We start from the raw sequence: 26,537 nt of genomic DNA, 5'->3' as shown, positions 1-26,537 counted from the left end.
CAGTTCGCCATTCGTGGCGTGCCCTAATGGAAGAACGAGAATTTCAATGCTGGTCAGACAAGCTGCCAACGTCCTGGAACTGATGGAGTATTTCGCCCGGCGCAAACGCCCCGCGACACTGGCCGAAATTTCGGACGACCTCGGCTGGCCGCGCTCCAGCACGTTCAATCTCGTCGGCACCATCGCCGAAAAGGGCTGGCTCTATGAGCCCCGTGCGCGCAACGGCTACTATCCCAGCCCTCGCTGGCTCACCCTCGCCCGCACTGTTGCGGATGCGGAGCCGCTCCCGGACGCGGCCCATGTACTGGTCACCGAGATTGCCGACCAGACCGGCGAGACGACGGCCATCGCCGCCCTCGCCGGAACGTTTGCGATCTTTCTGGATGTCGTCGAGTCCGCGCATTCAGTGCGCTACTTCGCCCAGATCGGCGACCGCGTTCCGGTCCATGCGAGTTCGGTGGGGCGCGCCATTCTCGAGCAGCATTCGTCCGAGGAGCGCAAGGCGATCTATCGCAAGATCAAGTTCGAAGCCTTCTCCGACACCACGCCGACAACGGCAGAAGCAATCGAGAACGAACTCAGAGAGGCGGCCGAGCGTGGCTATCAGCAGAGTTCATCGGAATATATCGCTGACCTCGCGGGCGTCGCCGTGCCCTTGCCGGTGCAACATCGCCGATTGTCCTTGGTGGTTGCCGGTCCGACATCGCGCTGCCTGACGCGACGTCCCGAAACAGCGGCCATCATCCAAAATCTAATGCAGCGCTTCGCGTCCGAGCTCGCGTCCAGCTAAGCCCCGCGCAACGCGGTGAATACTGCGCTCAAGCTGCAGAACGTCGTTAGTTGCTATTGTTGTTTGGTGTTCCCGGGAATTCGACCGAATTATTCTGCTTGCCGGTACCGAACTCGAAAATCTTGCGGAAAACGCCCGGCGCCATGGCCGAGATCGGATTGACGCGCAGCACTGGCGCACCGGGCGTACCCACGACTTCGTAGGTGACGCCGATCAGGCCTTCATTGCTGCCGCCACCGAGAAACAGTCCGACGATCGGAATCTGGCCGAACATGTTGTTCAGCCCATACATTGGCACAAAGGTACCGCTCATCCGAACCTGGTTGAGGGGGTAGTCGATACTGCCTTCGATGGTCGCGCCGACGGTCGGGCCCTTGACGACGCCGTCCCGAATGGTGAGCTGGCCGTTCTGTCGCGTGAACTCGGCACGCAATCGGGAGAACGCGACACTGCTCTGCGCCGCGTTCTGCCCGCCTCCGGCAACACTGGCCAGTTGCGCCTCGCCCTTGACGTTGAAGTCGCGGATGTTGATCAGGCCTTCCTTGGCGCGGGTATCCGACGACGGCGGATCCATAGCCAGTGCGAGCTGACCGCCCGTCATCTTGGAATAGGTATCGGTCGCGCGCAGGAAGGCGCCAGCATCGTTGGTCTCAATATAAATGACGTCACGGCCGGCACCCTGGGAACGCCCGCGCATGTCGCCCGTCAGCGGTGTATCGCGTCCGAGCTTTGCGTTCAGGGAGAATTTCTGGATCGTACCGTTGCGCCGCGAAATCTTGGCATCGACGCTGCGAACCGCCTCGCCGTAGTAACCGGCAACAGCGCCGAGCTTCACATCAATATCGAAGTCGACCGATTTGGTTTTGCTCTTGGGATCCCCATCCTTGCCGGAAATCGCCGATTTCAGGAAGCCGCGACCGTCGAACACGTCGCCCCGCATCGTGACTTTCAATACACCATCCGGACTACGGTCAGCCTTCAACGACGTCTTGTCGCCCTCGGACGGCGAATAAATCGGGAAGTTCACACCGACGAGGTCACCGCTCTGATCGACTTCGACGGAGCCTTTGATCGAAGCCCCACCGCCATCAACGACGATGTCTTCCAGACGGGTTGTGTCGCCCTTCTTCACGACGTTGAAGACAGCGCGAGCACTCTTGCCGGGGAGCTTCATCCAACCCGGCAGAATGTTGTCGAGCTTCAATGGCGTTAGATCGGCGTCGACCCCGAGCTTGCTGTCACGGTCCCCGGAGCCGATCTTGCCGACAACCTTGATCGGGAGGTTGCCAACCACCGCCGGTCCGAGGTCCATGCCGAGCCGCGCGCGGCTGGCATCGTCGAGCGTCGCGTTGAGACGCACATCAGCATCGCCATCGGCTGGCTTGCGATAGTCGAGCGATGCCGCCTGCCCGCCGATTTTAACGTCACCCTTGACCTGATAACCCTGATTGTTCGCAGTGACCTTCAGCGCGTTGGCTTCGAGCTTCTGGTTCATCACCAGCTTGTCGGCGGAAAATGCCGTCAGATCCGCGGTGATGTTGTAGGTCGTATCGGCCTTGGTCAGTTCGTGCTGGATGGGCATGCCCATGGCGACCTGCGCGGTCACGTTGCCCTTGGTGGCCGCCGGGTCGAGCATGTTGCCGGTGACTTCACTCAGACGGTTGGAGTTGAGGACATCGGCCACGGCCGCCACCGGTCCGTCCAGCTTGAAGCGCACGCGGGCCGGCGATGGCTTCGGTGCCATATCCGGAACTTCAAACACGATATCGCTGAGATTGAGCTTGCGCCCCCCCGCCGTCTCGGTGTTTGCCTGACCGATGGTCACGGTAGCGGTGCGCCCTGTGACGCGCGCGCGAAGATCGCCGTCACGGATCACGGGCATGCCGTCGACCGGACGTAACGCGACGCCGTTGGCGAGGATCTTGACCGAAAGTCCCTCATCAGGAATTGGCGGCCCGCGTCGTGTCAGGTTCTTGGTGGGCGAATTGACCCCAATCTCGATGCTCTGGAGTTGCCCACCCTCAATACGCTCGATGACCCATTCACGCACTTCCGGCACGATGAGGATGGGCCACATCCGCTTGAGCGCCGAGGCGGACATCGGTGTTCCCGCAAAGCCGAGAGTCATGCGTGGCTCATTCGCATAATCGATGCTGCCGGTGCCGGCGACGCCGATCTCCCCATTGCTGATATTGGCGCGCGTCAACAAAACCCGGCGATTGTCGGAATCGAAACGCAGACCGATATCGATGCTGTTGAAGATCAGCGGCGCTTCGCCCTGGCCGCCCCCGAGCACGATAGTGCCGCCGCTGATACCGGCCTGCCAATAGTCAGTTGCGCCATTGGGTGGCTCGACATGCGCCAGCGAGGTGACGCGGTTTTCGCCGGATACGAACTTGAACGGCGCCAGCAACACGCGGCGGCCGGCGTCCCACTCGACACTCACCTCTGCCTGATCAATCGGCATCGGATAGTCCGGCGTGTCATTGTCGATGATATTTCCCGCCCCGGCGGTGAGCTTGCCGCGGAGATAGGTCGGGAGGCCGTCGCGCCCGATTTCACCGCGCAACTCACCGGTCACCGGCAGGTCGGCGCTGTAAGTGAGATCCTTCATGCGCAGTGTAAGCAGGATATTTCGGGTCGGGACCTTGTCGGCACGCAGGCTGACCGCGCGAACACCGTTGGATGGCGCGCCGACCGTGACGCCGAGCGTCCATGGCGCCTTGCCGCCTTCGCCCACCGTCATCATGACGCCGCCGCCGCTCGGTCGGCGCAAGGTCAGGCTGATATTGTTGAAGGCCCATTTGTTGCCGCGCTGTTGGTCGTCAACCACCAGCTTGCCGTTTTTCAGACCGATCTCGTTGAGATTTTGCCCGTCGAGGCCCGACAGGGTCAGGCTGTCGAGCCAATCGAGACCGGCGAGCAAGCCGGTAGGTGCCTCACGCTTGTCGGCAGGCGGTTGCGGGACCTGGACGACTGGCGGCTGCGGCTGCCGTGGGAAGGTCAGTTCCGGCTGCTTTGCTGGACCGAGCCACGACCCAGGCGTACGTGGCGATGCGACGCCCGTCGCGATCGGGCGGGCATTGTCGCCGGTCGACACAGTCACTTGCCCATCCGGCGTAATGCGCACGGCCAGCTCGACATCAACGAGGTTGAGGCTTTCAGCGCGCAGGCGCCCCATCATCATGGCAGCAGCGGAGAGCCGGACTTCGGCCTTCGGGGCGCTGGCAACCACGGCATGATCACGGTCGCGCACGACGATATCGCGGATCCGAACCGCCATCCGGACTCGTCCGGCGCGTTCGATCTGGGTGCCGCCGACTTCGACCGTGTTGCCCTGACCGATGTTGTCCTGGATCGCCTCGACCAGCCACGGCGTGGCCATGTCGAAATTAATCGGGCCCGCGCCCAACCGGACCCACAAAGCGCCGAAGCACACACCACAGACGATCAGAAGAATGCCAAGAACAGCCGCGATCCGCTTGACCCATCGACCGCCGGACAGCCAGTCGCGAACCGCAACGAGCCGGTCGCCAAAACGATGCCAGCCCGATTCTTTTTTTGACAGCAAACGACGCGCGCGGTGATGCCCGGCCTCGTCATGCTCATGATCCCAATCGGCATCATCCCATTGCGAGGGTTGGTCATCGGCGCGCGATCGATACGCTTGTGGCGGCTTATTTCTGGCCATTGCCTCTCGGTGCTGGCGCTGAGTGTGAGAACGATCATCACCGGCCCTTCGCGCATCGACATCTGACGAGCGCATCTGCCGGCATCGCTGCCAATCCTCGGTTTAAATCATAACTCGTCGTGCGGTCGTTGCGGCGCCCTTATGGCGCACGGAACGTGTGTTGCGTCGAATCCTTTGTAACCATACTCCGAGGACAGCGTATTTGCACCGCAACGTGCCGCCACCCGATCGCCGGTGCATCTTTGCAATGCCATCACACTGAGCCGCCGAAAGCGACGAAAGGAAGGCGTATGTCCGCGATATCGCGCAAGAATCCCTCGAAACACGCCATCTGTATAGTGGCAGGAAACGCATCGGGCGCGAACGCTGGGTTGACGCCGGAAACTGCGGCCAAGCGCCTCGCCGGCCGCACCGCCCCATTAATCCGCTGAACGCGAAGAAAAGGAACATCCATGGCCAAGAAAGCCAGCCAGAAACCCGCAAAGACCGCAGCGAAGAAGGTAGCCAAAAAGGCCTCCAAGACCGCATCAACAAAGGCCGTGAAGAAGCCGGCCAAGGTGGCGATGAAGAGCGCGGCGGCAAAGCCAGCCAAGCCAGCGGCGAAAGTCTCGGCCAAAGCGTCGAAACCGGCTGCCGCCAAGAAGGCTCCGGCAGCAAAGACCGTCGCGGCCAAGACGGTTGTCGTAAAAACTCTGCCCAAGGCGGCGGCGAAGCCTGCGGCCGAACCCACGGCAGCTCCAAAGCCGGCTCCGGAGAAAATAGCACCGACTTCACCCGCCTTCGCGACCGAGGGCGCCAAGGCGCCAGCGTTCCAGTTGCCGCGCGATGGCGGCACCGAAGTCTCGTTGTCAGACTATGCCGGGCAGAAGCTCGTGATTTTCTTCTACCCGCGCGCCAGCACGCCCGGCTGCACCAAGGAAGCCATCGACTTCACCCGCTTGTCGGCGGACTTTCAGGCTGCCGGCACTGCCGTACTGGGCGTCTCGGCCGATCCGTTAAAGGCTCAGGAGTCGTTCCGCGACAAGTTCGCTCTGGGTGTCCCGCTGCTCTCGGACGCCACGCAGGCAATGCTGAAATCCTATGGCGCCTGGGGCGAAAAATCGATGTACGGCAAAATCTTTGAAGGCGTTCTTCGCACGACGGTTCTAATCGATGCCAAAGGCAACGTCGCCAAGATCTGGCGCGGCGTCAAAGTGGACGGACACGCAGACGCGGTACTCGAAGAAGCGCGTCGGATTTGAGCGACCTCATTCGCTCAAAATTAACCATGAAGGCCTCAAATCACCTCCATTGAGCTAGCCGACGAGTCTCCGGCTGGCACCGGAGTGCTGATGTCGAACCGTCCTACCCAATATGCCGAGTACCCTCAGCACCACCCACATGACCATGGACGGCCACAGGCGCGGCGCGTCGGGCCGGTCAAGGCGCCAGCCTCCAAGAGCAATCAAAGCGATTACACGATCGCTCACGGTGGCAAGCAGGTCCGCATCGGACCTGTGGTATTCTGGATCGTCGTCGGCACGGTAACCGTTCTCGGCGCATGGTCTGCAGCTACAGCGACCTATTTCGCCTTTCGCGACGACGTGCTGACCAAGCTCATCGCGCGGCAGGCCGATATGCAATACGCCTACGAAGATCGCATCGCCGAGCTCCGCTCGAAGATCGACCGCACCACCAGCCGGCAGATGCTGGATCAGGAGCAGTTCGATCAGAAGCTCGATCAGGTTATGCGCCGTCAGACGACACTGGAGTCTCGCGCCTCTGCGCTCGGTGCTATGCCCGATCTGTCGGTTACGGGCTCGATCAGCAAGCCGCCAGCCCGTGGCGCCGCGATTGAGCCAACGACATCGATCCCCAAGCCGTCTCCGATCAGCGACACGGTAACCTTTGTGGCGCCGCCGGACCGCGAAGCACGGCTTGAATCCCGCACCCCTGCTCTCACCGCCCAGCAACCGAGCCAATTCGCCAAACTCGGCGGCGTCGACACTGTGATCGGCCGCCTGCAGGCCTCGCTCGATCAGGTCGAGAGCCGCCAGATTGCGACACTCGCCGCGGCTGAAGAATCCATGGACTCCAAGGTTCGCCGCATGCGTGGCGCGATCTCGGACCTCGGGCTCAATATGGCGAAACTGGAATCCGCCACACCACGCGCGCCCATGGGCGGCCCGTTCGTGCCGGTCAAACTGTCGTCGAGCGCCGATCCGTTCGAGCGTCAGCTCTATCGCATCCACGTAACCCGCGCACAGATGGATAAGTTGAACCGGACCATGGCGCTGGTGCCCTATCGCAAGCCTGTCGTCGGCGAAGTCGAATTTACGTCGGGCTTCGGCGTGCGCAGCGATCCGTTCCTCGGTCGTCCTGCGATGCATACCGGCCTCGATTTCCGCGGCGCCACGGGCGACCCGATCCGCGCCACGGCCAACGGCCGCGTCGTCTCCGCGGCCTATGCGGGCGGATACGGCCGCATGGTCGAGATCGACCATGGCAATGGCTTGTCGACCCGCTACGGCCATATGTCCGCAATCAACGTCAAGGTCGGCGACACCATCAAAATCGGCCAGGTGATCGGTCTGGTCGGCTCGACCGGTCGCTCCACCGGCCCGCATCTGCACTATGAAACCCGTATAGATGGCGAAGCTGTCGATCCGCAGAAATTTCTCCGCGCCGGTGTGCGCTTGAATGCAGGCTAGGTGCGGCACGCAGGGCATTGTTGCCCTGCCCCTGATGTGATTGAAGCGGGTCTTCGTCAATCCGAGGCAACCCGTTGAAATCCCCCCGACGCATCGGTCCCCGTTTCCCCCGTCTCGGTCGGTTCTGTTTCCGCGCCACACGACGGGTCGCGACCTGGGCGATGACGCTGGCAGGTTTTCACGCCAACGACTCCCATTTCACGGTCCGTCGCATCGCAGAGATCCGCGCCAAGCTTGCGCGCGGTGAGACGGTCTTGCTTGCCGGTCTCGGATTGCCTGGCACGCACAATTCCGGCGTGGCGCTGGTCGAAGTCACGCAGGCCAATGGCCCGCGCCTCATCGTCAACAACGAAGAAGAGCGATTCTCGGGCGACAAGCACACCACGCAATATCCGCGCGCAGCACTCGATGCGATGCGCGTCACGCTGCGTGCGATGGGACGCGACGTCGCCGATATCGATGCATGGCTGACGACCTGGGATTACCCCGATCTGCTGGGCACGTTGGCGCGAAGCATCGTTGAAGAACTTCCCGACGGATTGAAGCTGCTCCGCACCAAGAACTCCGTCAGCTTCGACGCACGGCGCCTCGAGCAGATGACGCGGACCCCGAAACTGCTTCGCAAGCAATTCGGCCTGCCCGCGCGTGTCCCGCTGCTGATGATGCCGCATCATGACAACCACGCCTGGTTCTCATTTGCAGCGTCGCCATTCGATGACTGCAATGAGCCCGTTGCCATCGCCGTCCTCGACGGCACCGGTGATCAGGGCTCGATCTCGCTCTATGTCGCCGAGAGCGGCGAGATGCAGCAGCTATATTGTAACAACAGTGTCTTCGACTCCCTCGGCGCCTTCTACAGCGTGATTTCGTCCACCCAGGGCGGCTGGACGTGGCTCTCCAGCGAAGGCCGCTATATGGGCGCCGCCGCCTGGGGCGACATGAATCGCGCCAGCAATCCGTACTACGCACGCTTGCGCGAGGTGCTGCATTTTGGTGCCAACGGAGAGATCCAGCTCAACCGCGCCATGGGCAACTGGTATTGCGACCCGTTCGAGGCGCCTTACAAGTCCGCATTGATCAAGATTCTCGGTAAACCGCTCAAGCCGGATCAGCTGTGGAATCCTGACGCGGTGCTGCGCGTCGAGGACATCCAGCATCGACCAGATACGCAGGACCGTCTCGACAAGGCGGCGGCGACGCAGCTCGTGTTCGAAGACGCGATGAAACACGTGGTCGATCATCTGCTGCGCACGACCGGCGCGCATCGGCTGGTGCTTACCGGCGGCGTGGCCCTCAACGCGCTCGGAAATATGCGGCTTCTGCAGCATTTCGACGAGGCATGGTTTGCGCAGGCACAAGGCCGCACAAAACGACTGCATCTGTGGATTCCGCCGACGCCCGGCGATCCCGGCGTGACCATCGGCGCGGCTTGGATGTTTGCACATCTCATCGGCGCGCCGCGCGGCGCGGCGATGACGCATGCGTTCTATTGTGGCGATGCGCCGACGCAGACTGACATTACTGCGGCGTTGCGGACTGAAGACATCAAGACACAGATGATCGGCGATATCTCGACGCCTGAGGGCTGTGGTGCAATTGCCGACCTGATGGCTTTCATGGTGGCACAGAGCGGCATCATCGCGCTCTATCAGGGCGCGGCGGAGACTGGCCCGCGCGCGCTCGGCCATCGCTCAATCCTCGCCAACCCCTGCGACGCCGGCACGCGGGAACGCCTCAATGAGCGCGTCAAATATCGCGAAGCCATCCGCCCATTGGCGCCGATGGCGACGCTTGAGGCGGCCTGTGAGTATTTTGATTTGCTGGAGGGAGCGTCCGACGCGGACTACAATGCCTACAATTACATGGTGCTGACGGCGCAATCGAAGCCACATGCACGGGACAAAATCCCGGCCGTGATCCATGCCGACGGCACCGGACGTATCCAGATCGTTCGTGCCGAGGACGATCCGCTCACTCATGCCTATCTCAAGGCGCTCGGTCGCCATATCGGCGTCGAGTTGTCAGTGAATACCTCATTCAACGTCGCCGGCCCGATCGCGCAGACGCCGCAGCAGGCCATCGAGACGTTGCAACGCTCCGCAGGTCTCGATGTCGTGTTGATGGTCGCGAGCGACGGTCAGGTGACCGCCGCCTGGCATGGCGGCACCCGCGATAGCGGCCGGTTTACGGCATGGCTGGCCGAGTGGTCTCGCGCTTAAACCTTGCCGATCTTCTTGGCCACGGCGACCAAACGCTCGCTGTCCTTGGCCACGAAAGCGGCGAACTCCTCCGAGTCCTGATAAGCGGGCATGTTGCCGGCAGCCTCGAAGACCTTGGTGACTTCGGGATCTTTCAGCGCATCGCGCATGGTGTCGCGCAACTTGGTCACGACTGGCGCAGGCATGCCCTTCGGCGCGAAAAGACCAGCCCAGATGTAGAATTCGACATCGGGATAACCGAGTTCCTTGAACGTCGGCAGGTTCGGGAATGCTGCAAGACGCTCGCCGCCAAAATTCGCAAGAACACGCAGCGTACCGGCGTCGACATGCTGCTTGAGCGTTCCGGGCGCAGAAGCCAGCGCCTGGATCTGTCCGCCGATGAGATCGCTGATCGCAGGTGCCGCGCCGCGATACGGAACGTGAAGCATCTGGATGCCCGCCGCGAGGGCAAACATCTCCATTGAGACATGGAGCGTGCCGAACGGGCCCGACGAGCCGTAGGAAATAGCACCAGGACGCGCCTTGGCATCCGCCACGAATTCCTGAATTGTTTTCCAAGGCGCGCTGGCCGGGACGGCGAACAGCGTCGGATCTGCGAGTACGCGCGCCACCGGTTGCAGTTGATCGACTTCATAGGCGACCGGGCGACCATAGATGCGATCCGACTCCGGCAGCACCGCCAGCGAGGACAACGTCATCAGCAGCGTGTGTCCATCAGGCGCTGCGCGTGCCACGGTCGCGTTGCCCAGCGAGCCACCGGCGCCGCTGCGGTTGTCGATGATCACGGCTTTGCCCAACACCTTCTGCATGTAAGTCGCGACCGGACGCGCAGCGATGTCCGCCTGCCCGCCTGCCGGAAACGGCACGACCATGCTGATATTCTTGCTCGGCCACGCTTCCTGCGCGTTTGCAATTTGGCCAGTCACTGCGAGGGTCGACAGGCCGCCAAGGCCCGCAAGGAAATCACGGCGTTTCATGGTTATCTCCCGTTTATTCTATTTGGCGATGCAGCGGATGCGTGCATCAACGAACACAGCGCGGCCCAGAGGCGCGGGGGCTATTGAAGCTCGCAGAGTTTTCGCATGGGGCAGATAAGCCCCATGCGCCTCGATTGTGATCTGATCGACAGCGATCAGCCGACCGGGTTTTCCAGCTTACCGATGCCGTTGACCTCGATCGTCACGACGTCGCCCTTCTTGAGGAAGCGCGGCGGCGTGAAGCCAAGCCCGACGCCAGCCGGCGTTCCGGTCGCGATCAGATCGCCGGGCTCCAGGGTAATCCCTGCCGAGATACACTCGATCAGCGTCGGAATGTCGAAGATGAGATCGGTCACGGACGCATCCTGGCGGCGTTCGCCGTTAACGGATGTCGTCAGCCGCATTTTCGTCGGATCGGGCATTTCATCAGCAGTCAGGATTGCCGGACCCATCGGGCAAAAACCATCGATGCCCTTGCCGATAAACCACTGGCGGTGCTTGTGCTGCAGCGTGCGCGCCGTCACGTCATTGATGATCGTGTAACCGAACACATGCGCCAGCGCGTCCTGCTTCTTGATCCCGCGGCCGCCGCGGCCGATGACTACCGTCAGCTCACCTTCGTAGTCGGTGCTGTCGGTCGGATCGAGATAGTTCGGAATCGACTTGCCGGGACCGATGACGGTGCTCGATGGCTTGGTGAAAATCACCGGCGCTTCGGGCACGACTTCCTTTGCAGAGGAGTCGAAACCGCTACCCGCGAATTCCTTGGCGTGCTCATGGTAGTTCTTGCCAACGCAAAACACGTTGCGCGCCGGGCGCGGAATGGGCGCAAGGAGTTCTACGCTTGCGATGGGGAGCGGCGCGCCACCAGCAGCGGCAAGCGTGCCCTTCAAGCGATCGAAGTTAGCAATCAGCGTGATCATATCGGGGGCGACGTCGCGCGGCAGCGGCGAGACTTGCGAAAGCGCCTGATCTGCGATGCCGACCGTCGGCTGGCCTTCGTGCAGGAACGTAACTAGGTGCATTTTTTCTCCTGATAGATCTGCTTATCCGGCGAATGGATCGCCGCGTCTTCCAAAGACACCTTTATCTTCGATAGAAGATTTTCGCAAGATAGTCATCCCGGCCGTTTATTCTTTAGAAGACACGCGCGATCATCTGCCGCAGCAGGATGTGACACGGCGGGCAACCCCGCCTAAGATGGAATCACCAGCGGATTGCCGCAAACTGCAATGGAGCATCACCCGATATGGCGAAGCCTGCGACACGGAAGGTCGTTCGTGAAGACCCCGTCAGTCGCGCATTCGGCGATCGGGTTCGCATCTTGCGTGAACAGGCTAACCTGACCCTGGAGCAGTTCTCCAAGCAGTCCGGTGTCAGCCGGGCGATGCTGTCGAAGGTCGAGCGCGGCGAGAAGAGCCCGACGATCGGGGTCGCGCGGCGTATCGCGCTGGCTCTGGAAACATCGTTCTCGACACTGATGGGCGACGACGACGCGCCGCGCCGCGCTTTCGCGGTTGTGCGCAAGGATCAGCGCCAGATCTTTCGCGATTCAAAGACGGGCTTCGAGCGCTTCCTGCTGTCGCCGGTCATGGCCGGCATGGCGGTGGAAGTCGTTCTGCACCACCTGCCCCCGAAAACATCGACCGGCAAACTGCCTGCCTACCCCCAGGGTACATCCAAACACGTGTTGGCCACGCATGGACGCGTCACCGTGAGAACCAAGGATACGGAGACGGTTCTGGATGAAGGAGACTCGCTGTATTTCGAGGTCGATGTCGAGCACTGGTTCGAGAACAAGACTTCGCGCCGGTGCGAGTACTATCTCGTGATTTCAGCTCCGCCGAGTTACGGGCGACGCAGCGACAGCAAGATCTAGCAGCCCCCAGTCGTTTGAAGTCCCCCGCTCACGTGCGAGCGAGGGACTGTTTGCGAGCAGCCGACACGAGTCGGCTGCTCGATTATTTCTTCAGACAGAGCCCGACGGTTGGCGTCGTCGTGCACTTGGTGCCGTCCGGTGCGCCGCCGTTCGGGCAGACAACGGACACCAGCGTCTCCGTCGCCTCACAGCTGATCGCGCCATCGGCCTGCACCGCGCGGAAGCTGACCGGTGCCGCATCGCCCTTGTCACCCTTGGCGCCGGGCGTGCCCTGCGGACCTTGGGGTCCCTGTGCACCCGCCTGTCCCTGCGCGCCGGGAATGCCCTGAACGCCTTGCGCGCCCTGCGGACCGGCCGGCCCCTGGGCGCCGGTCTCGCCCTTCGGACCTGCCGGTCCGGGATCGCGGCCGCAGCCGCCCAGCATCAATGCAACGCCAACAGCAAGAATTGGAATGATCTTCTTCATGCCCCACACCCATTGAATTCGTGACACCGCGATATGCGGCATCGGGATAAGCCAGCGCCGGACACTGAGTTCCGACCTAGGGATGATATCGGGTGGCAGGAAGAACGGAAGCGGACACGCAGCGACGCGACTGTTTCAAGACGCCGCAGACTTTTGGCAGGCGCTTAGCTTGCTCTGCCGTCTCTCGGTTGCGAGATGAGTTCGATCATTTTGGCTTCGTCATCGTCGGGCGCAAAAGCCTTCGCCTTTTCATAGGCTTCAACGGCCGCGGCGCCGACGAGGGGCCTCGCCTGCAAAAGCTGCTCCGCCAATTTCACCGCATAGGCCGCATCCTTATGGCGCAGCGCAGCGGTGAAGGATGCACCTGAATAATCGCGCGTCACCATGCGCGGCGCATGTCGCAGGACCTGTGGGCTTGCCGCGACGCCACTCGCGATGGACTCCAGAACCAGCTTCATATCCAGCCCGGCATGTTCTGCGATGGCCAGACCTTCGGCGAGCCCGGCGATATGGATCGCGCCCATCAGGTTATTAATCAGCTTGTAGACCGTGCCCGATCCGACGGGGCCGAAGTGCCGGATTGTCGATCCGATCGGCGCCAGGAACGGCCGGGCCTTTTCCAGATCAGCGGCATCCGCGCCGACCAGCAGCGTGAGCTTGCCGCTCGCGGCCGCATCCGGCAGGCCGGTGACCGGGCAATCAATATAAATCAGCCCACGCGTTTGCAGTGCCTTGGCAAGGTCGAGTGCATGCTGGTGCGACACCGTCGAACATTCAATCGCCAATGCGCCCTGCTTCGCCGTCTGTCCGGCCCCATCGCGGCCAAGCCATACATCCCGGGAAGCCTCGTCGTCGGCGACCATTGTAACGATGGCGTCGGCGCCAGCTGCGGCGTCCGACGGCGAGGTTGCCCAGCGCGCACCGCGTGCGATCAGGTCTTCTGCCTTAGCCTTGCTGCGATTCCAGACGGCAGTGGTGAAGCCAGCGTCGAGATAACGGCCGGCCATGCCGCGCCCCATGCGCCCCAAGCCGACGAACGCAACATGGGGCAAAACTGGGGGCATGACTCAATCCACGTCGTCGATGGCGCCCGGCGAGGTGCCGAAGGCGCGTTGCGCCAATGTCGCGGCCATGAACTCATCGAGATCACCATCGAGCACGCCAGATGTGTCCGAGGTCTGCACACCGGTGCGCAAATCCTTCACCATCTGATAGGGCTGCAGCACGTAAGAGCGGATCTGGTGGCCCCAGCCGATATCGGTCTTGGCTGCCTGATCGGCTGCGGCCTTCTCTTCGCGCTTCTTGAGCTCGATTTCGTAGAGTCGCGCGCGCAGCATGTCCCAGGCCTGGGCCTTGTTCTTGTGCTGCGAACGACCGGCCTGACAGACCACGGCCACGCCGCTCGGAATATGCGTGAGACGGACGGCCGATTCCGTCTTGTTGACGTGCTGACCGCCGGCGCCGCCCGAACGCATCGTATCGACGCGCACGTCGGACTCGTTGATGTCGATCTTGATGCTGTCGTCCACGACCGGGAAGATCGCAACGCTTGAGAACGAGGTGTGACGACGGGCATTGGAGTCGTAAGGCGAGATGCGCACCAGACGATGCACGCCGCCTTCGGTCTTCAGCCATCCATAGGCATTGTGGCCGGAGATCTGGATGGTCGCCGATTTGATGCCGGCTTCTTCACCCTGCGTCTCTTCGAGATACTCGATCTTGAAGCCGTGCTTTTCCGCCCAGCGCGTATACATACGCAGCAGCATCGATGCCCAGTCCTGGCTCTCGGTGCCGCCGGCACCGGCATGGACTTCCAGATAGGTATCGAAGCGATCGGCTTCGCCGGACAGCAGCGCTTCCAGTTCCCGGCGCGCGACTTCTTTCTTCAGCGCCTTGAGCGCATTCTCGGCTTCCGTCACGACGCCCTGATCGCCCTCGGCCTCGCCGAGTTCGATCATCTCGATATTGTCATCGAGTTCGCGCGTGACCTTTCCGATGCCCTGAAGCGAATCCTCAAGCGACGTCCGCTCCTGCATCAGCCTTTGGGCCTTCTGCGGATCGTTCCAGAGATTGGGGTCTTCGGCGAGAGCGTTCAGCTCTGCGAGTCGTGCCGTGGATGCATCGACGTCAAAGATGCCTCCTCAGCAGCCCGACTGACTGCTTGATCTCTTCTACGAGGCGTTCGATTTCAGCGCGCATGGAAACTCTGATCTGGCGGCGTCAGCCGCAATACAAATGGTGATCGGGATGTAGCGGCGTGCGCAGCAAAGCGCAATCCACAAGGATCGCTCCGGGTCAGGCAGGCCTCAATACAGCCCGCCCGTTCCCGGTCGCATGAAACTGCGGTCGGTTTCCGGCGATACCGAGAGCGAACGACCATCCGCATCGGCAACACCGATCACAGAATAGTTGTCCGGCGGCGCCGTACCCGGCTTGAAGGCCTCAAGGATGGTGCGACCGCCGTCTCCCGGTCCGGCGCGCATGCCAGACTTGGCATCGACGCGGATCAGCTTGATTCCAGCAGGCACCTTGAACGGCACGGCAGGCTTGTCGGCAAGCGCCAGCTTCATGAAGTCCTTGGCGATGGGCGCAGCCAGCGCGCCACCAGTGGCCTTGGCTCCGAGGTTACGCGGCTTGTCGTAGCCTACATAAATGCCGACCACGACATCCGGCGAGAAGCCGACGAACCAGGCGTCCTTCTCGTCATTGGTGGTGCCGGTCTTGCCCGCGATCGGCTTGCCGACTTCGCGCAGTATGGTCGCGGTACCACCCTGCACGACGCCTTCCATCATCGAGGTGATCTGATAGGCCGTCATCGGATCCATCACCTGCTCGCGGCGATCGACGAGCTGCGGTTCGGCCTGGTTCTTCCAGCCTTCCGGCGCCTCGCAGCCGCGGCATTCACGCTGGTCGTGCTTGAAGATGGTGTGGCCGTAACGATCCTGGATGCGGTCGATCAAAGTCGACTTCACCCGGCGGCCGCCATTGGCGAACATCGAGTAAGCCGTGACCATGCGCATGACCGTCGTTTCGCCGGCGCCGAGCGCATAGGAAAGATAGTTCGGCAATTCGTCATAAACGCCAAACCGCTTGGCATATTCGCCGATCAACGGCATGCCGACATCCTGCGCGAGACGCACGGTCACGGTGTTGAGCGAGCGCATCAGCGCATTGCGCAACGTTACCGGCCCTGAATACTTGCCGCTCGAATAGTTTTCCGGACGCCAGACACCGGCACCCTGCCCCTGATCGATCTCGATCGGCGCGTCGACCACGACGGTGGACGGCGTGTAGCCATTGTCCATCGCTGCCGAGTAGACCAGCGGCTTGAAGGACGAGCCGGGCTGACGATACGCCTGCGTGGCACGATTGAATTGGCTCTGGTCGAACGAGAAGCCGCCGACCATGGCGAGCACACGTCCGGTCGAAGGATCCATCGCGACCATCGCACCGGACACTTCCGGATACTGCCGCAGCCGGAACTGTCCCTCGACCACAGAGCCATCCTTGTTGAGCAGCGGATCGACATAGATCACGTCGCCCGGATTCAACACCTGAGACACCGCGGTCGGCGTCTTGCCCTTGGTCGGTCCAGCGGCGGGCCTAGCCCAGCGCACGCCATCGAGAGTCAGGATGCCGGTCTGGCGATCCTTCAGCACGGCACCGCCGAGTTCACGGCCCGGCTGGAAGCCGATCCGCGCCGACTGATCGCTGACGTCCAGCACGACCGCGAGCTTCCAGGGTGCGATGTCGGACAGCGCCTTGACCTCGGCGAGCTTCACGCCCCAGTCACCGGAAATATCGATCTTGTTGGTCGCTCCGCGCCAGCCACGCACCTCGTCGAAATTGATCAGGCCGTTGGTCATGGTCTTACGCGCCATCACCTGCAGCTTGGGATCGAGAGTGGCGCGGACCGAGAGGCCGCCTTCATAGAGCTTCTTCTCTCCGTAACGTTCGAGGATGTCGCGGCGGACTTCCTCGGCGAAATACTCGCCAGCATAGATATGGCCGGGATTGCCACGGCTGGTGACAGTCAACGCTTCCTTGCGCGCCTTATCGGCATCTGCCTGCTTGATCCAGCCGTTCTCCAGCAGACGATCAACCACATAGTTGCGACGCTCGATGGCACGGTCGCGGTTCTTGACCGGATGCAGCGACGACGGCGCCTTCGGCAATGCGGCCAGATAGGCAGCTTCCGATACGGTGAGTTCGTTCACCGATTTGTCGAAATAGACCAGCGACGCGGCGGCGATGCCATAGGCACCCAGGCCGAGATAGATTTCATTGAGATACAGTTCGAGGATCTTGTCCTTCGAATAGGTCCGCTCGATGCGCATCGCCAGCAAGGCTTCCTTGATCTTGCGGGTGAAGGAGACCTCGTTGGTCAGCAGGAAGTTCTTCGCGACCTGCTGGGTGATCGTGGACGCGCCCTGCGGACGGCGGTTGGAGCCGAGATTCTGCGCGTAAAGCACCATCGCGCGCGCCATGCCCGAATAGTCGAGGCCGCCGTGCTCGTAGAAATTCTTGTCTTCGGCCGCAAGGAACGCGTTGATCACGAGCTTCGGCACAGCCTGGATCGGCAAATAGAGCCGGCGCTCCTTGGAGTATTCGCCGAGCAACGCACCATCCGACGCGTGGACGCGCGTCATCACCGGCGGTTCATAATCCTGAAGCTGCGAATAGTCCGGCAAGTCCTTGGAATAATGCCAGATCAGCCCGGCTGCGGCTGCCACGCCCACCAGGAACACCACGGTTCCTGCGGCGAACAAGAACCCCATAAACCGCACCAGCAGACGCATTATCGACGATCCGTTTCAATCGCTGTGCCGCAATATAACATACGGCGGCCCCCATGGGCGCGAAGTCAGCAACAAGTCGCGCAGCAAAAACAAGCTCAGGCGACGGCCTGAAATGGCCATCAGTCTTGACCGATTCTGACGGCCGCACGGAAATTTTTATAGAGCGCCGGCTGTGGCCAAACTAGGGCTTTGATACTGAAAGCCACGGCTTTGGTACTGAAAGATTTGTCATTTTCAGTTCCGGTCGTCAGTTTCCAGGGCCGGCAGAGACCATTCGCTTGGCGAAAAACCCGTCAATCGCCTTGGCGACCGCGCCGACCGTCTTGGAGCGCCAGTTCTCGGACATCAGCTGCTGGAGGTCGTCCTTGTTGGACACGTATCCTAGTTCGATCAGTACGGACGGTACGTCCGGTGCTTTCAGAACCCTGAAGCCGGCCGACTTCAGGGGATGCTTGTGCATCCGGGCCGTCGTCTTCATTTCGCCCACCACAAGCCGTGCAAAGCGGTTCGAAAAAGTTCGGGTTTCACGCTGCGCCAAGTCGATCAGGATGTCGGCGACATCGGTCGGCTCTTCCGTCAGGTTGACGCCGGCAATGGCATCCGCCCTGTTTTCCGAGTCTGCCAACCGCTCCGCCTCAGCGTCGGAGGCCTTGTCTGACAGCGTATAGATGGTTGCGCCCTGGGCATCACCCTCGCCGCGCGGCAAAGCATCGGCATGAATCGAGACGAACAGTGCGGCTGACTGGTTGCGGGCGACCTTCACCCGTTCATCCAAGGGAATGAACGTGTCGTCGGCACGGGTCATCACGATCCGGTATTTGCCAAGCTTCTCCAGACGGTCACGCAGGGCCAGACCGAAACCCAGCACGATCCCCTTCTCGCTCTCGCCGCCGGCCTGGGTGCCATTGTCGATGCCGCCATGGCCGGGATCAATCACGATAACTGGACGGGCGTCCGGCGCGGCGTCGGGCGCGGCACTGGCAACCACCTTGGTCGCCACGGGAGATGCCGCGGCGGCTGTTCCGATGGCCGGTCGCAGGTCCGGGCGGTTCTCGACCGCCAGCGCCTGCACGAAAGCGGTTCGATCGACAGATTCGAGTTCGATTACCATCCGCGCCGGCTGCCCGTTGGCAGGATCGAGTGCATAGGAATTCTTGATTTTGGCGGGTCCGGTCAGATCGAACACCATGCGCGAACCGCCCGGCATCACCAGGCCGTAGCGAAACGCCTTGATTAGGCCACGGGATACCGTTCCAGCACCGGGATCGAGATGGAAGGTGACCTGAGGAAGGTCGATGACCACCCGATACGGGTCGGCCAGCGCGAAAGCACGCAGCGGGATCTTCTTGTCGAGATCGAGGATAAAACGGGTTTGCTTCTCGTCGCCAGCGATCCGCACATCTGAGGCGACAGGGAAAGTGCCTTCCACTTCCGCGCGTGGCGCCTCGCCGGCGGCCTGGGTGGAGTTCGGGCACCAAAACAGCCCAAAACCGGCACTCAAGAGTACCGTGGCCAGCCTGACGACGTAGTTTGCGCGGCTCGTCAACGAATCCACTGCCTCCGAAGCAGCCCCTCATTAACCCAATAGGATTGCAGGGTTAACTGGAGCTTAAGCCCGCAGTATCGAATAAGCCTGAGTGTTGCAGCCTTGTGACGCTTCCCTTGCATGCGCCCCCCATTCCTCGTATGTACGAAGAGCTGACGGTTTAACTCCCGGTTGTGTCGCGTTCAGCCTCCCGGTGCAGCGCTCGTTCTCCCGGCTACCTGTCGGTGGATCCAGCGTTTTCCGACCTCCCCTCTACAACCAGCGCAGCGCGCGGTTGCCCAGAGAGGCGGTCCTAGCCCAGGCGGTGTCCGGTCCCAGGTCCTTTCTCTCTCCCGGGGCGGCTTTAGACACTTCATGACCGATTATTCCGGCCTTACGGGCGGAGTATGCGACAGCCGGCGACCGCGTTCTGCGGCACGCCGGACGTCAGCAAAAGGCGGCGCCTTTGCCGCCAAGATGTTCAGACGGGCCGACGCTTGATGCGCCAGACTGTGATGCCGACGACCGAGACCCAGGTGGGAACTATGCCGATGCGAAGCAAAAGCTTCGCGCGTCGCCCCGCACTGACCTCGCGACCGGCACGGCGTTCAGGGCTGTGTTTCGGCCTTCCCCTCACCCCCGAATCAGGTGGACCGTTGCGTCACCCGGCCGCGCGATACGCGCTTGCCGCCACGCGCGCCGTCCGCCTCCATGAGCCCCCAAATGCCAAACAAAATGTTGATCGATGCGACCCACCCGGAAGAGACCCGGGTTGTCGTGGTTCGCGGCAATCGCGTCGAAGAGTTTGATTTCGAGACTGCGCAGCGCAAGCAGCTCCGCGGCAATATCTACCTCGCCAAGGTCACGCGCGTTGAACCGTCGCTGCAGGCAGCTTTCATCGAATACGGTGGCAACCGCCACGGCTTTCTCGCTTTCAGCGAAATCCATCCGGACTATTACCAGATCCCGGTCGCCGATCGTCAGGCGCTAATCGAGGCGGATGAACGCGCCCATCGCGAAGCTGAAGAAGAGACCGACAATCGCTCCAACCGTAAGCGCTCGCGTCATCGCAACTCCCGCCGCCGCGACCGTGGCGAACGGGTGCAGAGCGATGTCGTCGATGCAACCGCGATCGATCCATCGCTGGCCGAACAGCCGCGCGACCCGGCGTTCGAAACCCATAGCCATGCCCATGACGACGGGCACCACGCTGGGGATCATGACCACAATCACCATGACCATGAAGGTCACGAACACACCCACGCGCACGAACATGCCGAAGGCGATCACGACCACCACGACCATGCCCCCGCTCCGACCGTGTCCGAGAGCGTCGCTGCTGAAGCCGCAGCTCCCGAGGTCGTCGCGTCTGAGGTCGTTGCATCCGAGCCCGTAGCCGAACAGCCGATTTCGGCAGGCTTCCCGCCTGCTCCGGTCGAAGCCGTGGCGGAAACGCAGGCGCCCATCGCTGCCGAAGCGCATGATGATCATGCGCATGACGAACAGATTCAGGCCGCTCACGCCGAAGAGAACGCGGCGCATGCCGAGGACGTTCACCACGAAGGGCGTGCCGAGGATGAGCACACCGCTGCCGCTGACAGCGACGAACACGACGACGACGAAGACGACGGCGAGGAAGAAGCCGAAGAGGATCAGGTCGAATCCGTTGGCGGTGACGACGTTCTCGAGGAAGTGCCCGAGCGCGCCTTCCGTCCGCGTCGCCAGTACAAGATCCAGGAAGTCATCAAGCGTCGCCAGGTTATGCTGGTGCAGGTCGTCAAGGAAGAGCGCGGCAACAAGGGCGCTGCACTGACCACCTACCTGTCGCTGGCCGGCCGTTACGCCGTGCTGATGCCGAACACCGCCCGTGGCGGCGGCATCTCGCGCAAGATTACCTCGGCGCAGGATCGTTCGCGTCTCAAGGAAGTGGTGTCGGACCTCGACGTGCCGGAAGGCATGGGGATCATCCTGCGCACCGCAGGTGCCTCACGCACCAAGCCGGAAATCAAGCGCGACTTCGAATATCTGATCCGGATGTGGGAAACTGTCCGCGACATGACGCTGAAGTCGCAGGCCCCGACCCTCGTCTATGAGGAAGGCTCGCTGATCAAGCGCTCGCTGCGCGACCTCTACAACAAGGAAATCGACGAAATTCAGGTCGCTGGCGAAGCCGGTTATCAGGAAGCGCGCGACTTCATGCACATGCTGATGCCGAGCAATGTGCGCGCGGTGAGGCAGTATCGCGACGGCCAGCCGCTGTTCTCGCGGATGGGCGTCGAGAGCCAGCTGGACGCGATGTTCTCGCCGACCGTGCAGCTCCGCTCCGGTGGCTACATCGTCATCAACCAGACCGAAGCGCTGGTCTCGATCGACGTGAACTCGGGTCGTTCGACCCGCGAGCACCACATCGAAGACACCGCGCTAAAAACCAATCTCGAAGCCGCCGAGGAAGTCGCCCGGCAGCTGCGCCTGCGCGATCTCGCAGGCCTGATCGTGATCGACTTCATCGACATGGACGAGAAGCGCAACAACCGCGCTGTCGAACGCAAGATGAGCGACTGCCTGCGTCAGGATCGCGCGCGCATCCAGGTCGGCCGCATCTCGCATTTCGGCCTGCTCGAAATGTCGCGCCAGCGTATCCGCGCCAGCGTGCTCGAAAGTTCGACGGATATCTGCCCGCATTGCGGCGGCAGCGGTCACGTTCGTTCGGTGTCGTCGGTGGCGCTGCAGTTGCTGCGCGGCCTCGAAGAAATCCTGATGAAGGGCGCCACGCATAACCTCATTGTGCGCACGCGCACAGATGTCGCGCTCTATGTGCTTAACCACAAGCGCGGCCATCTGCGCGATCTCGAAAACAGCTTTAAGGTGACCCTCGCCGTCATCGCCGATCCGAATGTGAGCGGTCAGCAGTCCTTCGTGATCGACCGCGGCGAACAGGTGCACACGCTGGAAGCCGCCAAGGCGCTTCTCGCGGCTCAGGTCGCTGCCTTCCCGCCGCCGCTGGAAGAAGAACCGTTCGACGACGAAGACCTGTTCGAGACAGAAGCCGAGATCGAGACCGAGGAGACCGAAGGTCTCACCGAAGACGAGGCGTCGGGTGAAAGCGCCACCGGCGATGCAGACAGCGATGGCCGCAAGCGCAAGCGCCGTCGGCGCCGTCGCGGCCGCTCGGGTGAAACCCGCGAAGGCGGCGCTCCCGGTCGCGAGGGCGGCGAGTTCCAGAATGCCGCTGATGAAGGCGCGGTCGAAGGTAACGTCGAAGCCGTTGGCGATGACAGCGAAGGTGAGGATGACGAGGCCGACGATCAGCCCCGTGAAGCTCGTGCCGACCAGCCGGCCGATGGCGAGCGACGTCCGCGTCGTCGTGGTCGTCGCGGTGGACGCCGCCGGCGCGGTGGTAACGATGAAGGTCTGGCCGGATCGATTTCCGATGAACTCGGACCGACGCAGACCCCGGAGGCCGGCGATGCCGTGGCCGATCTCGAAGGTCAGGACACGCGCCACGACGCGCAGCCGCACCAGCACGCAGCCCCGGACACCGTGACGTCCTATGCCGCACAGCAGCCAGAGATCGAACAAAGCCGGCATGATGCCGTGCCAATGTTCGCGCCGGCAGCACCTGAGCTGACGCCGATAGCGCCTGCGCCCGTCGCAGCACCTGCACCCGTGCAGGAAGCGGCACCGCAGGACGATGACAAGGCCGCAGCGCGCCGTCGCTCGACCGTGCGCGAGAAGGTCAACTTCGGAACGACGTCTTCGGAGCCACAGCCTGCTGCTGCGCCCGTTGCGGTTGCACCGGAACCGACGTCCGCTCCGGCTCCGACCCCTGCTGCACCAGCTCCCGCAGCCGAGGCCCAGCCCCGCAAGGCCGGCTGGTGGTCGCGCGTTCTCGGCAACGACTAGTCGCTGAGACACTGACAACGGAAAAGCCGCCTGGTGATGCCAGGCGGCTTTTTTCATGCCCTACAGCTGTCGTTCCGGGACGAATGCAGCGACAGCTGCGGGCGAGCCTCCGCCATTCCAATTGGAATGGCGGAGAATCCCGACATGTTCAAAGCACTTCGAGATTCCGGGTCTGCATTCCAGCCGGCTTCGCCGTCTTACATGCATCCCCGGAATGACGATGTAGTCGACAAAAAAACCGCCCGGCGAACCAGGCGGCTTTCGTCTTCTTGCGTCTGTTGTCTCGATCAGCCCGTCGTGACCGCCGTTTCAACGTCCGACGGATCGATCGTCTTGTTGAGATTGGCATGCATGGTGTCGTGATCGAGCTCGCCTTCCCACCATGACACGAACACCGCGGCGATGCCGTTGCCGGTGATGTTGGTCAGCGCGCGAACCTCGCTCATGAATTTGTCGATCGAGAACACAATCGCCATGCCGGGCACCAGACGCGGATCGACCACCGACAGCGTGGCTGCCAGCGTGATGAAGCCGGCGCCGGTGACGCCCGAGGCGCCCTTCGAGGTCAGCATCGCCACGATCAGAATCGTGATCTGCTGGCCGAACGACAGATCCACTCCGAGCGCCTGAGCGATGAACAAGGTCGCCAGGGTCATGTAGATGTTGGTGCCGTCGAGGTTGAACGAATAACCGGTCGGCACCACGAGGCCGACCACCGACTTCGAACAGCCCAGACGCTGCAGCTTCTCCATCAACTGCGGCAGGGCACTTTCCGACGACGAAGTGCCGAGCACGATCAAAAGCTCATCCTTGATATAGGCGATGAACTTGAAGATGTTGAAGCCGACGATGCGGGCAATGATGCCGAGCACGACCACGATGAACAGCGCCGCAGTCGCATAAAACAGCACGATCAGGCTGAGCAGATTGGTCAGCGCCGCCGGGCCGAACTTGCCTATGGTGTAGGCCATTGCGCCGAATGCACCGATTGGAGCCGCCTTCATGACGATGGCAATCACGCCGAACACCGCATGCGAGGTATCATCGATGATGTCGCGCAGCTTATGGCCACGCTCGCCAAGCGCCATCAACGCGAAACCGAACAGGATCGCGAACAGCAGCACCTGCAGGATATCACCTTTGGCAAAGGCGCCAACGACACTGTCGGGAATGATGTTGAGCACGAAGTCGACCGACTTGGTCGCTTCCGCCTGCTTGACGAAATTGGCGACAGCGCCCGCGCTGCCCTCGGTCTTGGTCACCAGACCATGGCCGACCTGAAACAGGTTGCCCATCACGAGGCCGAGGATCAGCGCGAAGGTCGAGACGATCTCGAAATAGAGCAGCGCCTTGATACCGACACGGCCAACCTTCTTGGCGTCCTGGATATGGGCGATGCCCGAGACCACGGTGCAGAAGATGATCGGCGCGATCACCATCTTGATCAGCTTGATGAAGCCGTCACCGAGCGCCTTGATCCATTCATTGGTGGCGAACTGGGGCTCCAGCCACCCAACCAGCACACCGATCACGATGGCAATCAGCACCTGAATATAGAGAACCTTGTACCAGGGCTTTTTGGCCGGAGCGGCCGCTCCCGCACCCGCCGTTGTCGTTACCGCAGACATTCCGCTTCAACTCCCTGAGCTTCTTTACTGCCGCGGTCATTAGTCACATGGGCGGCCTCTTGCAACCCGCGACACGGAATTACTTATGCGACTAACGAACTAATATCGCGCCGGGCGTTCAGCGATACCGGCGATCAACCATGCCGCGAAGGAGAGGTACAAGGATCGCGCCCAGGGCGTTCTTCACAAGTGCACCCGCCAGGAACGGCATCACGCCGACCAGCCAGGCTTTCTCGGCGCCGAGCTTCATGCCGTAAGCCAGCCAGGCAAAGCCCATCGCCATGATCGCGATGTGGCCGATGGCCATAGCCACGAACAGGCGGACCATCGAGCGATCCCATCCGCGTTCGCTGAACCAGCCCGTGATGAACGCAGCGACGACGAAGCCGGACAGGAAGCCGGCCGTGGCCCCTGTGAGCGGCTTGAGACCACCAACAGGCCCGGCGAATACCGGTAATCCCAATGCACCGGCGGCGAGATAAGCGATGATCGTCAGCGTGCCGAGACGCCAGCCATAGACGGCGCCGATCATCAGAACGACCAGCGTCTGCAGGGTCATCGGCACATAGGGCAGCGGCAGGTTGATCTTCGCGGAGACCGCCAACAGTGCGACGCCAAACGCCGCCAGCATCACGGCGCGCCTAACGACGGCAAAGCCTTTGCGGCGGGTCGGCCACCACACGTCGGCGATCGAGACGTGACGCTGGGGCGGGACGGATGAAGCAGTCGACACGATCGGCTCGCTCACTTCGGACCGCCCTGCCCGAGCCATTTACTGATCCGCGCGACCGCCTCATGCATGTCTTCGGTCGAGCTCGCATAGGAGAAGCGAACATAGGACTTGCCGTGGATCGGATCGAAGTCGCTGCCGGGCGTTGCCGCGACATGCGCCTGTTCCAGCATCTGTTTAGCGAAATCGAAGCTGTCATTGGTGAATTTCGACACATCTGCATAGAGATAAAAGGCGCCGTCGGCCGGCAGGAAGTCCGTGAGGCCGGCTTGCGGCAATCCTGCGGTCAGGATGCGGCGGTTCTCCTGATAGCCATGCTTGATGTCTTCCATCTGCGCATGACCGTCGAAGGCAGCTTCGGCCGCGATCTGCGACAGCGTCGGCACCGAGATCGACAGGTTCTGCTGCAGCCGTTCCATCGACCGTACCAGCGGCTTCGGTACAACCATCCAGCCAACGCGCCAGCCGGTCATGCAGAAGTATTTCGAGAACGAATTGATGACGAGCGCATTCGGTGACAGCTCCGCGGCAGTCACTGCGGGAAATGCATAATCAAGGCCGTGATAGATCTCGTCGGAGATGAAGCGGATGCCCGCGTCATCGGCCGCGTGGATCAGGCTGGTCAGCGCTTCGCGCGACATCATGGTGCCAGTGGGATTGGCCGGGCTCGCGACCAGCACGCCCTTCAGCGGTTTTTCGCGATGCGCTGCGAGCAGGTCCTCGGCAGTCAGGGCATGGCGCTTGTCGGCATGGGTCTCGATCAGCACCGGCTCGCAGCCGAGCGCGGTGAGAATATGCCGATAGGGCGGATAGCCGGGCACCGTGACGGCGACGCGGTCACCGGGCTCGAACAGGGCGAGAAAGGACAGGATGAATGCGCCGGAGGAGCCAGTGGTCACGACGATCTGCTCCGGATCGACCGCGCAACCGTAGACGTCGCGATAATGCCTGGAGATCCGCGCACGCAGCGACGGCGTACCGAGCGCGGCGGTATATTCGATCCGCCCGTGCGCCAGTGCTGCCTGCGCAGCTTCGATGGCCACCTTCGGCGCGGGCGCTGCCGGCTGCCCGACTTCCATGTGAATCACGTGCCCGCCAGCGGCCTCGATCCGGGCTGCGGCCGCCATCACATCCATCACCATGAATGCGGGAACATCGCTGCGTCCCGACGCCGCAAGAAGGCTGTGTGCCCGGGTTTTGAGGATCGTATCTGGCATGGAAATCTGCTATCTGCGCGGCG

General features: G+C 62.1%; 17 protein-coding genes. 6 read left to right on the top strand and 11 right to left on the bottom strand.

Features of this window, described 5'->3' with window-relative positions; all coding sequences use genetic code 11:
- Window positions 1-46 precede the first annotated feature (46 nt).
- The gene (locus CIW50_RS21160) at window positions 47-790 is read left to right on the top strand and encodes an IclR family transcriptional regulator (protein WP_149533165.1); all 744 of its coding nucleotides are present in this window, start codon (window positions 47-49) and stop codon (window positions 788-790) included.
- 46 nt (window positions 791-836) lie between these two features.
- Here CIW50_RS21160 and CIW50_RS21155 read toward each other — a convergent pair whose 3' ends face one another.
- Window positions 837-4,556, bottom strand: a complete 3,720-nt coding sequence (locus CIW50_RS21155) for a YhdP family protein (RefSeq protein WP_149533164.1) — start codon at window positions 4,554-4,556, stop codon at window positions 837-839.
- Window positions 4,557-4,933: 377 nt separating this feature from the next.
- Here CIW50_RS21155 and CIW50_RS21150 point away from each other — a divergent pair, with 377 nt between their 5' ends.
- From CIW50_RS21150 to CIW50_RS21140, 3 genes are all read left to right on the top strand, one after another.
- Entirely contained in the window at window positions 4,934-5,722 is a 789-nt protein-coding gene (locus CIW50_RS21150; protein ID WP_149533163.1) for a peroxiredoxin, read from the top strand.
- A gap of 90 nt (window positions 5,723-5,812) precedes the next feature.
- Entirely contained in the window at window positions 5,813-7,171 is a 1,359-nt protein-coding gene (locus CIW50_RS21145; RefSeq protein WP_149533162.1) for a M23 family metallopeptidase, read from the top strand.
- Window positions 7,172-7,332: 161 nt separating this feature from the next.
- Window positions 7,333-9,390, top strand: a complete 2,058-nt coding sequence (locus tag CIW50_RS21140) for a carbamoyltransferase C-terminal domain-containing protein (RefSeq protein ID WP_149533161.1) — start codon at window positions 7,333-7,335, stop codon at window positions 9,388-9,390.
- Here CIW50_RS21140 and CIW50_RS21135 read toward each other — a convergent pair.
- Window positions 9,387-10,367, bottom strand: a complete 981-nt coding sequence (locus CIW50_RS21135) for a Bug family tripartite tricarboxylate transporter substrate binding protein (protein WP_149533160.1) — start codon at window positions 10,365-10,367, stop codon at window positions 9,387-9,389. The two genes, CIW50_RS21140 and CIW50_RS21135, sit on opposite strands and share 4 nt — an antisense overlap.
- Window positions 10,368-10,522: 155 nt before the next feature.
- Entirely contained in the window at window positions 10,523-11,392 is an 870-nt protein-coding gene (locus tag CIW50_RS21130) for a fumarylacetoacetate hydrolase family protein (RefSeq protein ID WP_149533159.1), read from the bottom strand.
- Window positions 11,393-11,616: 224 nt separating this feature from the next.
- Here CIW50_RS21130 and CIW50_RS21125 point away from each other — a divergent pair, with 224 nt between their 5' ends.
- Complete coding sequence (locus CIW50_RS21125) at window positions 11,617-12,246, top strand: helix-turn-helix domain-containing protein (protein WP_149533158.1); 630 nt, start codon at window positions 11,617-11,619, stop codon at window positions 12,244-12,246.
- Between the two features lie 82 nt (window positions 12,247-12,328).
- On the opposite strand, the gene CIW50_RS29765 is transcribed toward CIW50_RS21125, so the two are convergent.
- The 5 genes from CIW50_RS29765 to CIW50_RS21100 form a co-directional block, all read right to left on the bottom strand.
- Complete coding sequence (locus CIW50_RS29765; RefSeq protein WP_149533157.1) at window positions 12,329-12,712, bottom strand: hypothetical protein; 384 nt, start codon at window positions 12,710-12,712, stop codon at window positions 12,329-12,331.
- 164 nt (window positions 12,713-12,876) lie between these two features.
- A complete protein-coding gene (locus tag CIW50_RS21115) occupies window positions 12,877-13,764 on the bottom strand; it encodes an NAD(P)-dependent oxidoreductase (RefSeq protein ID WP_149533320.1) in 888 nt (295 codons plus the stop codon).
- Window positions 13,765-13,779: 15 nt separating this feature from the next.
- A protein-coding gene (gene prfB / locus CIW50_RS21110; RefSeq protein ID WP_139069924.1) for a peptide chain release factor 2 occupies window positions 13,780-14,911 on the bottom strand; the annotation gives its coding sequence in 2 pieces (ribosomal slippage) (window positions 13,780-14,841 and window positions 14,843-14,911; 1,131 coding nt in all).
- A gap of 107 nt (window positions 14,912-15,018) precedes the next feature.
- Complete coding sequence (locus CIW50_RS21105; RefSeq protein ID WP_149533156.1) at window positions 15,019-17,511, bottom strand: penicillin-binding protein 1A; 2,493 nt, start codon at window positions 17,509-17,511, stop codon at window positions 15,019-15,021.
- Window positions 17,512-17,758: 247 nt separating this feature from the next.
- Entirely contained in the window at window positions 17,759-19,057 is a 1,299-nt protein-coding gene (locus CIW50_RS21100; RefSeq protein ID WP_149533155.1) for an N-acetylmuramoyl-L-alanine amidase, read from the bottom strand.
- Between the two features lie 702 nt (window positions 19,058-19,759).
- Here CIW50_RS21100 and CIW50_RS21095 point away from each other — a divergent pair.
- Complete coding sequence (locus CIW50_RS21095) at window positions 19,760-22,939, top strand: Rne/Rng family ribonuclease (protein WP_149533154.1); 3,180 nt, start codon at window positions 19,760-19,762, stop codon at window positions 22,937-22,939.
- A 287-nt stretch (window positions 22,940-23,226) separates the two neighbouring features.
- Here CIW50_RS21095 and CIW50_RS21090 read toward each other — a convergent pair whose 3' ends face one another.
- The 3 genes from CIW50_RS21090 to CIW50_RS21080 all read right to left on the bottom strand — a co-directional run bounded on the left by CIW50_RS21090 (window position 23,227) and on the right by CIW50_RS21080 (window position 26,514).
- On the bottom strand, window positions 23,227-24,567 hold the full coding sequence (locus CIW50_RS21090; protein WP_149533153.1) for a dicarboxylate/amino acid:cation symporter: 1,341 nt from the start codon (window positions 24,565-24,567) through the stop codon (window positions 23,227-23,229).
- Between the two features lie 118 nt (window positions 24,568-24,685).
- Window positions 24,686-25,198, bottom strand: coding sequence for a biotin transporter BioY (locus CIW50_RS21085; RefSeq protein WP_246664394.1), 513 nt, complete (start codon window positions 25,196-25,198; stop codon window positions 24,686-24,688).
- Between the two features lie 113 nt (window positions 25,199-25,311).
- Entirely contained in the window at window positions 25,312-26,514 is a 1,203-nt protein-coding gene (locus tag CIW50_RS21080; RefSeq protein WP_149533151.1) for a pyridoxal phosphate-dependent aminotransferase, read from the bottom strand.
- Between the last annotated feature and the right edge of the window lie 23 nt (window positions 26,515-26,537).

Source organism: Tardiphaga sp. P9-11 (assembly GCF_008329525.1).
Lineage (GTDB): Bacteria > Pseudomonadota > Alphaproteobacteria > Rhizobiales > Xanthobacteraceae > Tardiphaga.
Note: the sequence above shows the minus strand (reverse complement) of the source record. Positions and strands in the feature narration are given on the sequence as shown.

Excerpts from the sequence above, each read along its gene's own strand:
- CIW50_RS21160 (WP_149533165.1), top strand. The coding sequence starts at position 47 with ATGCTGGTCAGACAAGCTGCCAACGTCCTGGAACTGATGGAGTATTTC.
- CIW50_RS21155 (WP_149533164.1), bottom strand. The coding sequence starts at position 4,556 with ATGCGCTCGTCAGATGTCGATGCGCGAAGGGCCGGTGATGATCGTTCT.
- CIW50_RS21150 (WP_149533163.1), top strand. The coding sequence starts at position 4,934 with ATGGCCAAGAAAGCCAGCCAGAAACCCGCAAAGACCGCAGCGAAGAAG.
- CIW50_RS21145 (WP_149533162.1), top strand. The coding sequence starts at position 5,813 with ATGTCGAACCGTCCTACCCAATATGCCGAGTACCCTCAGCACCACCCA.
- CIW50_RS21140 (WP_149533161.1), top strand. The coding sequence starts at position 7,333 with ATGACGCTGGCAGGTTTTCACGCCAACGACTCCCATTTCACGGTCCGT.
- CIW50_RS21135 (WP_149533160.1), bottom strand. The coding sequence starts at position 10,367 with ATGAAACGCCGTGATTTCCTTGCGGGCCTTGGCGGCCTGTCGACCCTC.
- CIW50_RS21130 (WP_149533159.1), bottom strand. The coding sequence starts at position 11,392 with ATGCACCTAGTTACGTTCCTGCACGAAGGCCAGCCGACGGTCGGCATC.
- CIW50_RS21125 (WP_149533158.1), top strand. The coding sequence starts at position 11,617 with ATGGCGAAGCCTGCGACACGGAAGGTCGTTCGTGAAGACCCCGTCAGT.
- CIW50_RS29765 (WP_149533157.1), bottom strand. The coding sequence starts at position 12,712 with ATGAAGAAGATCATTCCAATTCTTGCTGTTGGCGTTGCATTGATGCTG.
- CIW50_RS21105 (WP_149533156.1), bottom strand. The coding sequence starts at position 17,511 with ATGCGTCTGCTGGTGCGGTTTATGGGGTTCTTGTTCGCCGCAGGAACC.
- CIW50_RS21095 (WP_149533154.1), top strand. The coding sequence starts at position 19,760 with ATGCCAAACAAAATGTTGATCGATGCGACCCACCCGGAAGAGACCCGG.
- CIW50_RS21090 (WP_149533153.1), bottom strand. The coding sequence starts at position 24,567 with ATGTCTGCGGTAACGACAACGGCGGGTGCGGGAGCGGCCGCTCCGGCC.
- CIW50_RS21085 (WP_246664394.1), bottom strand. The coding sequence starts at position 25,198 with ATGCTGGCGGCGTTTGGCGTCGCACTGTTGGCGGTCTCCGCGAAGATC.
- CIW50_RS21080 (WP_149533151.1), bottom strand. The coding sequence starts at position 26,514 with ATGCCAGATACGATCCTCAAAACCCGGGCACACAGCCTTCTTGCGGCG.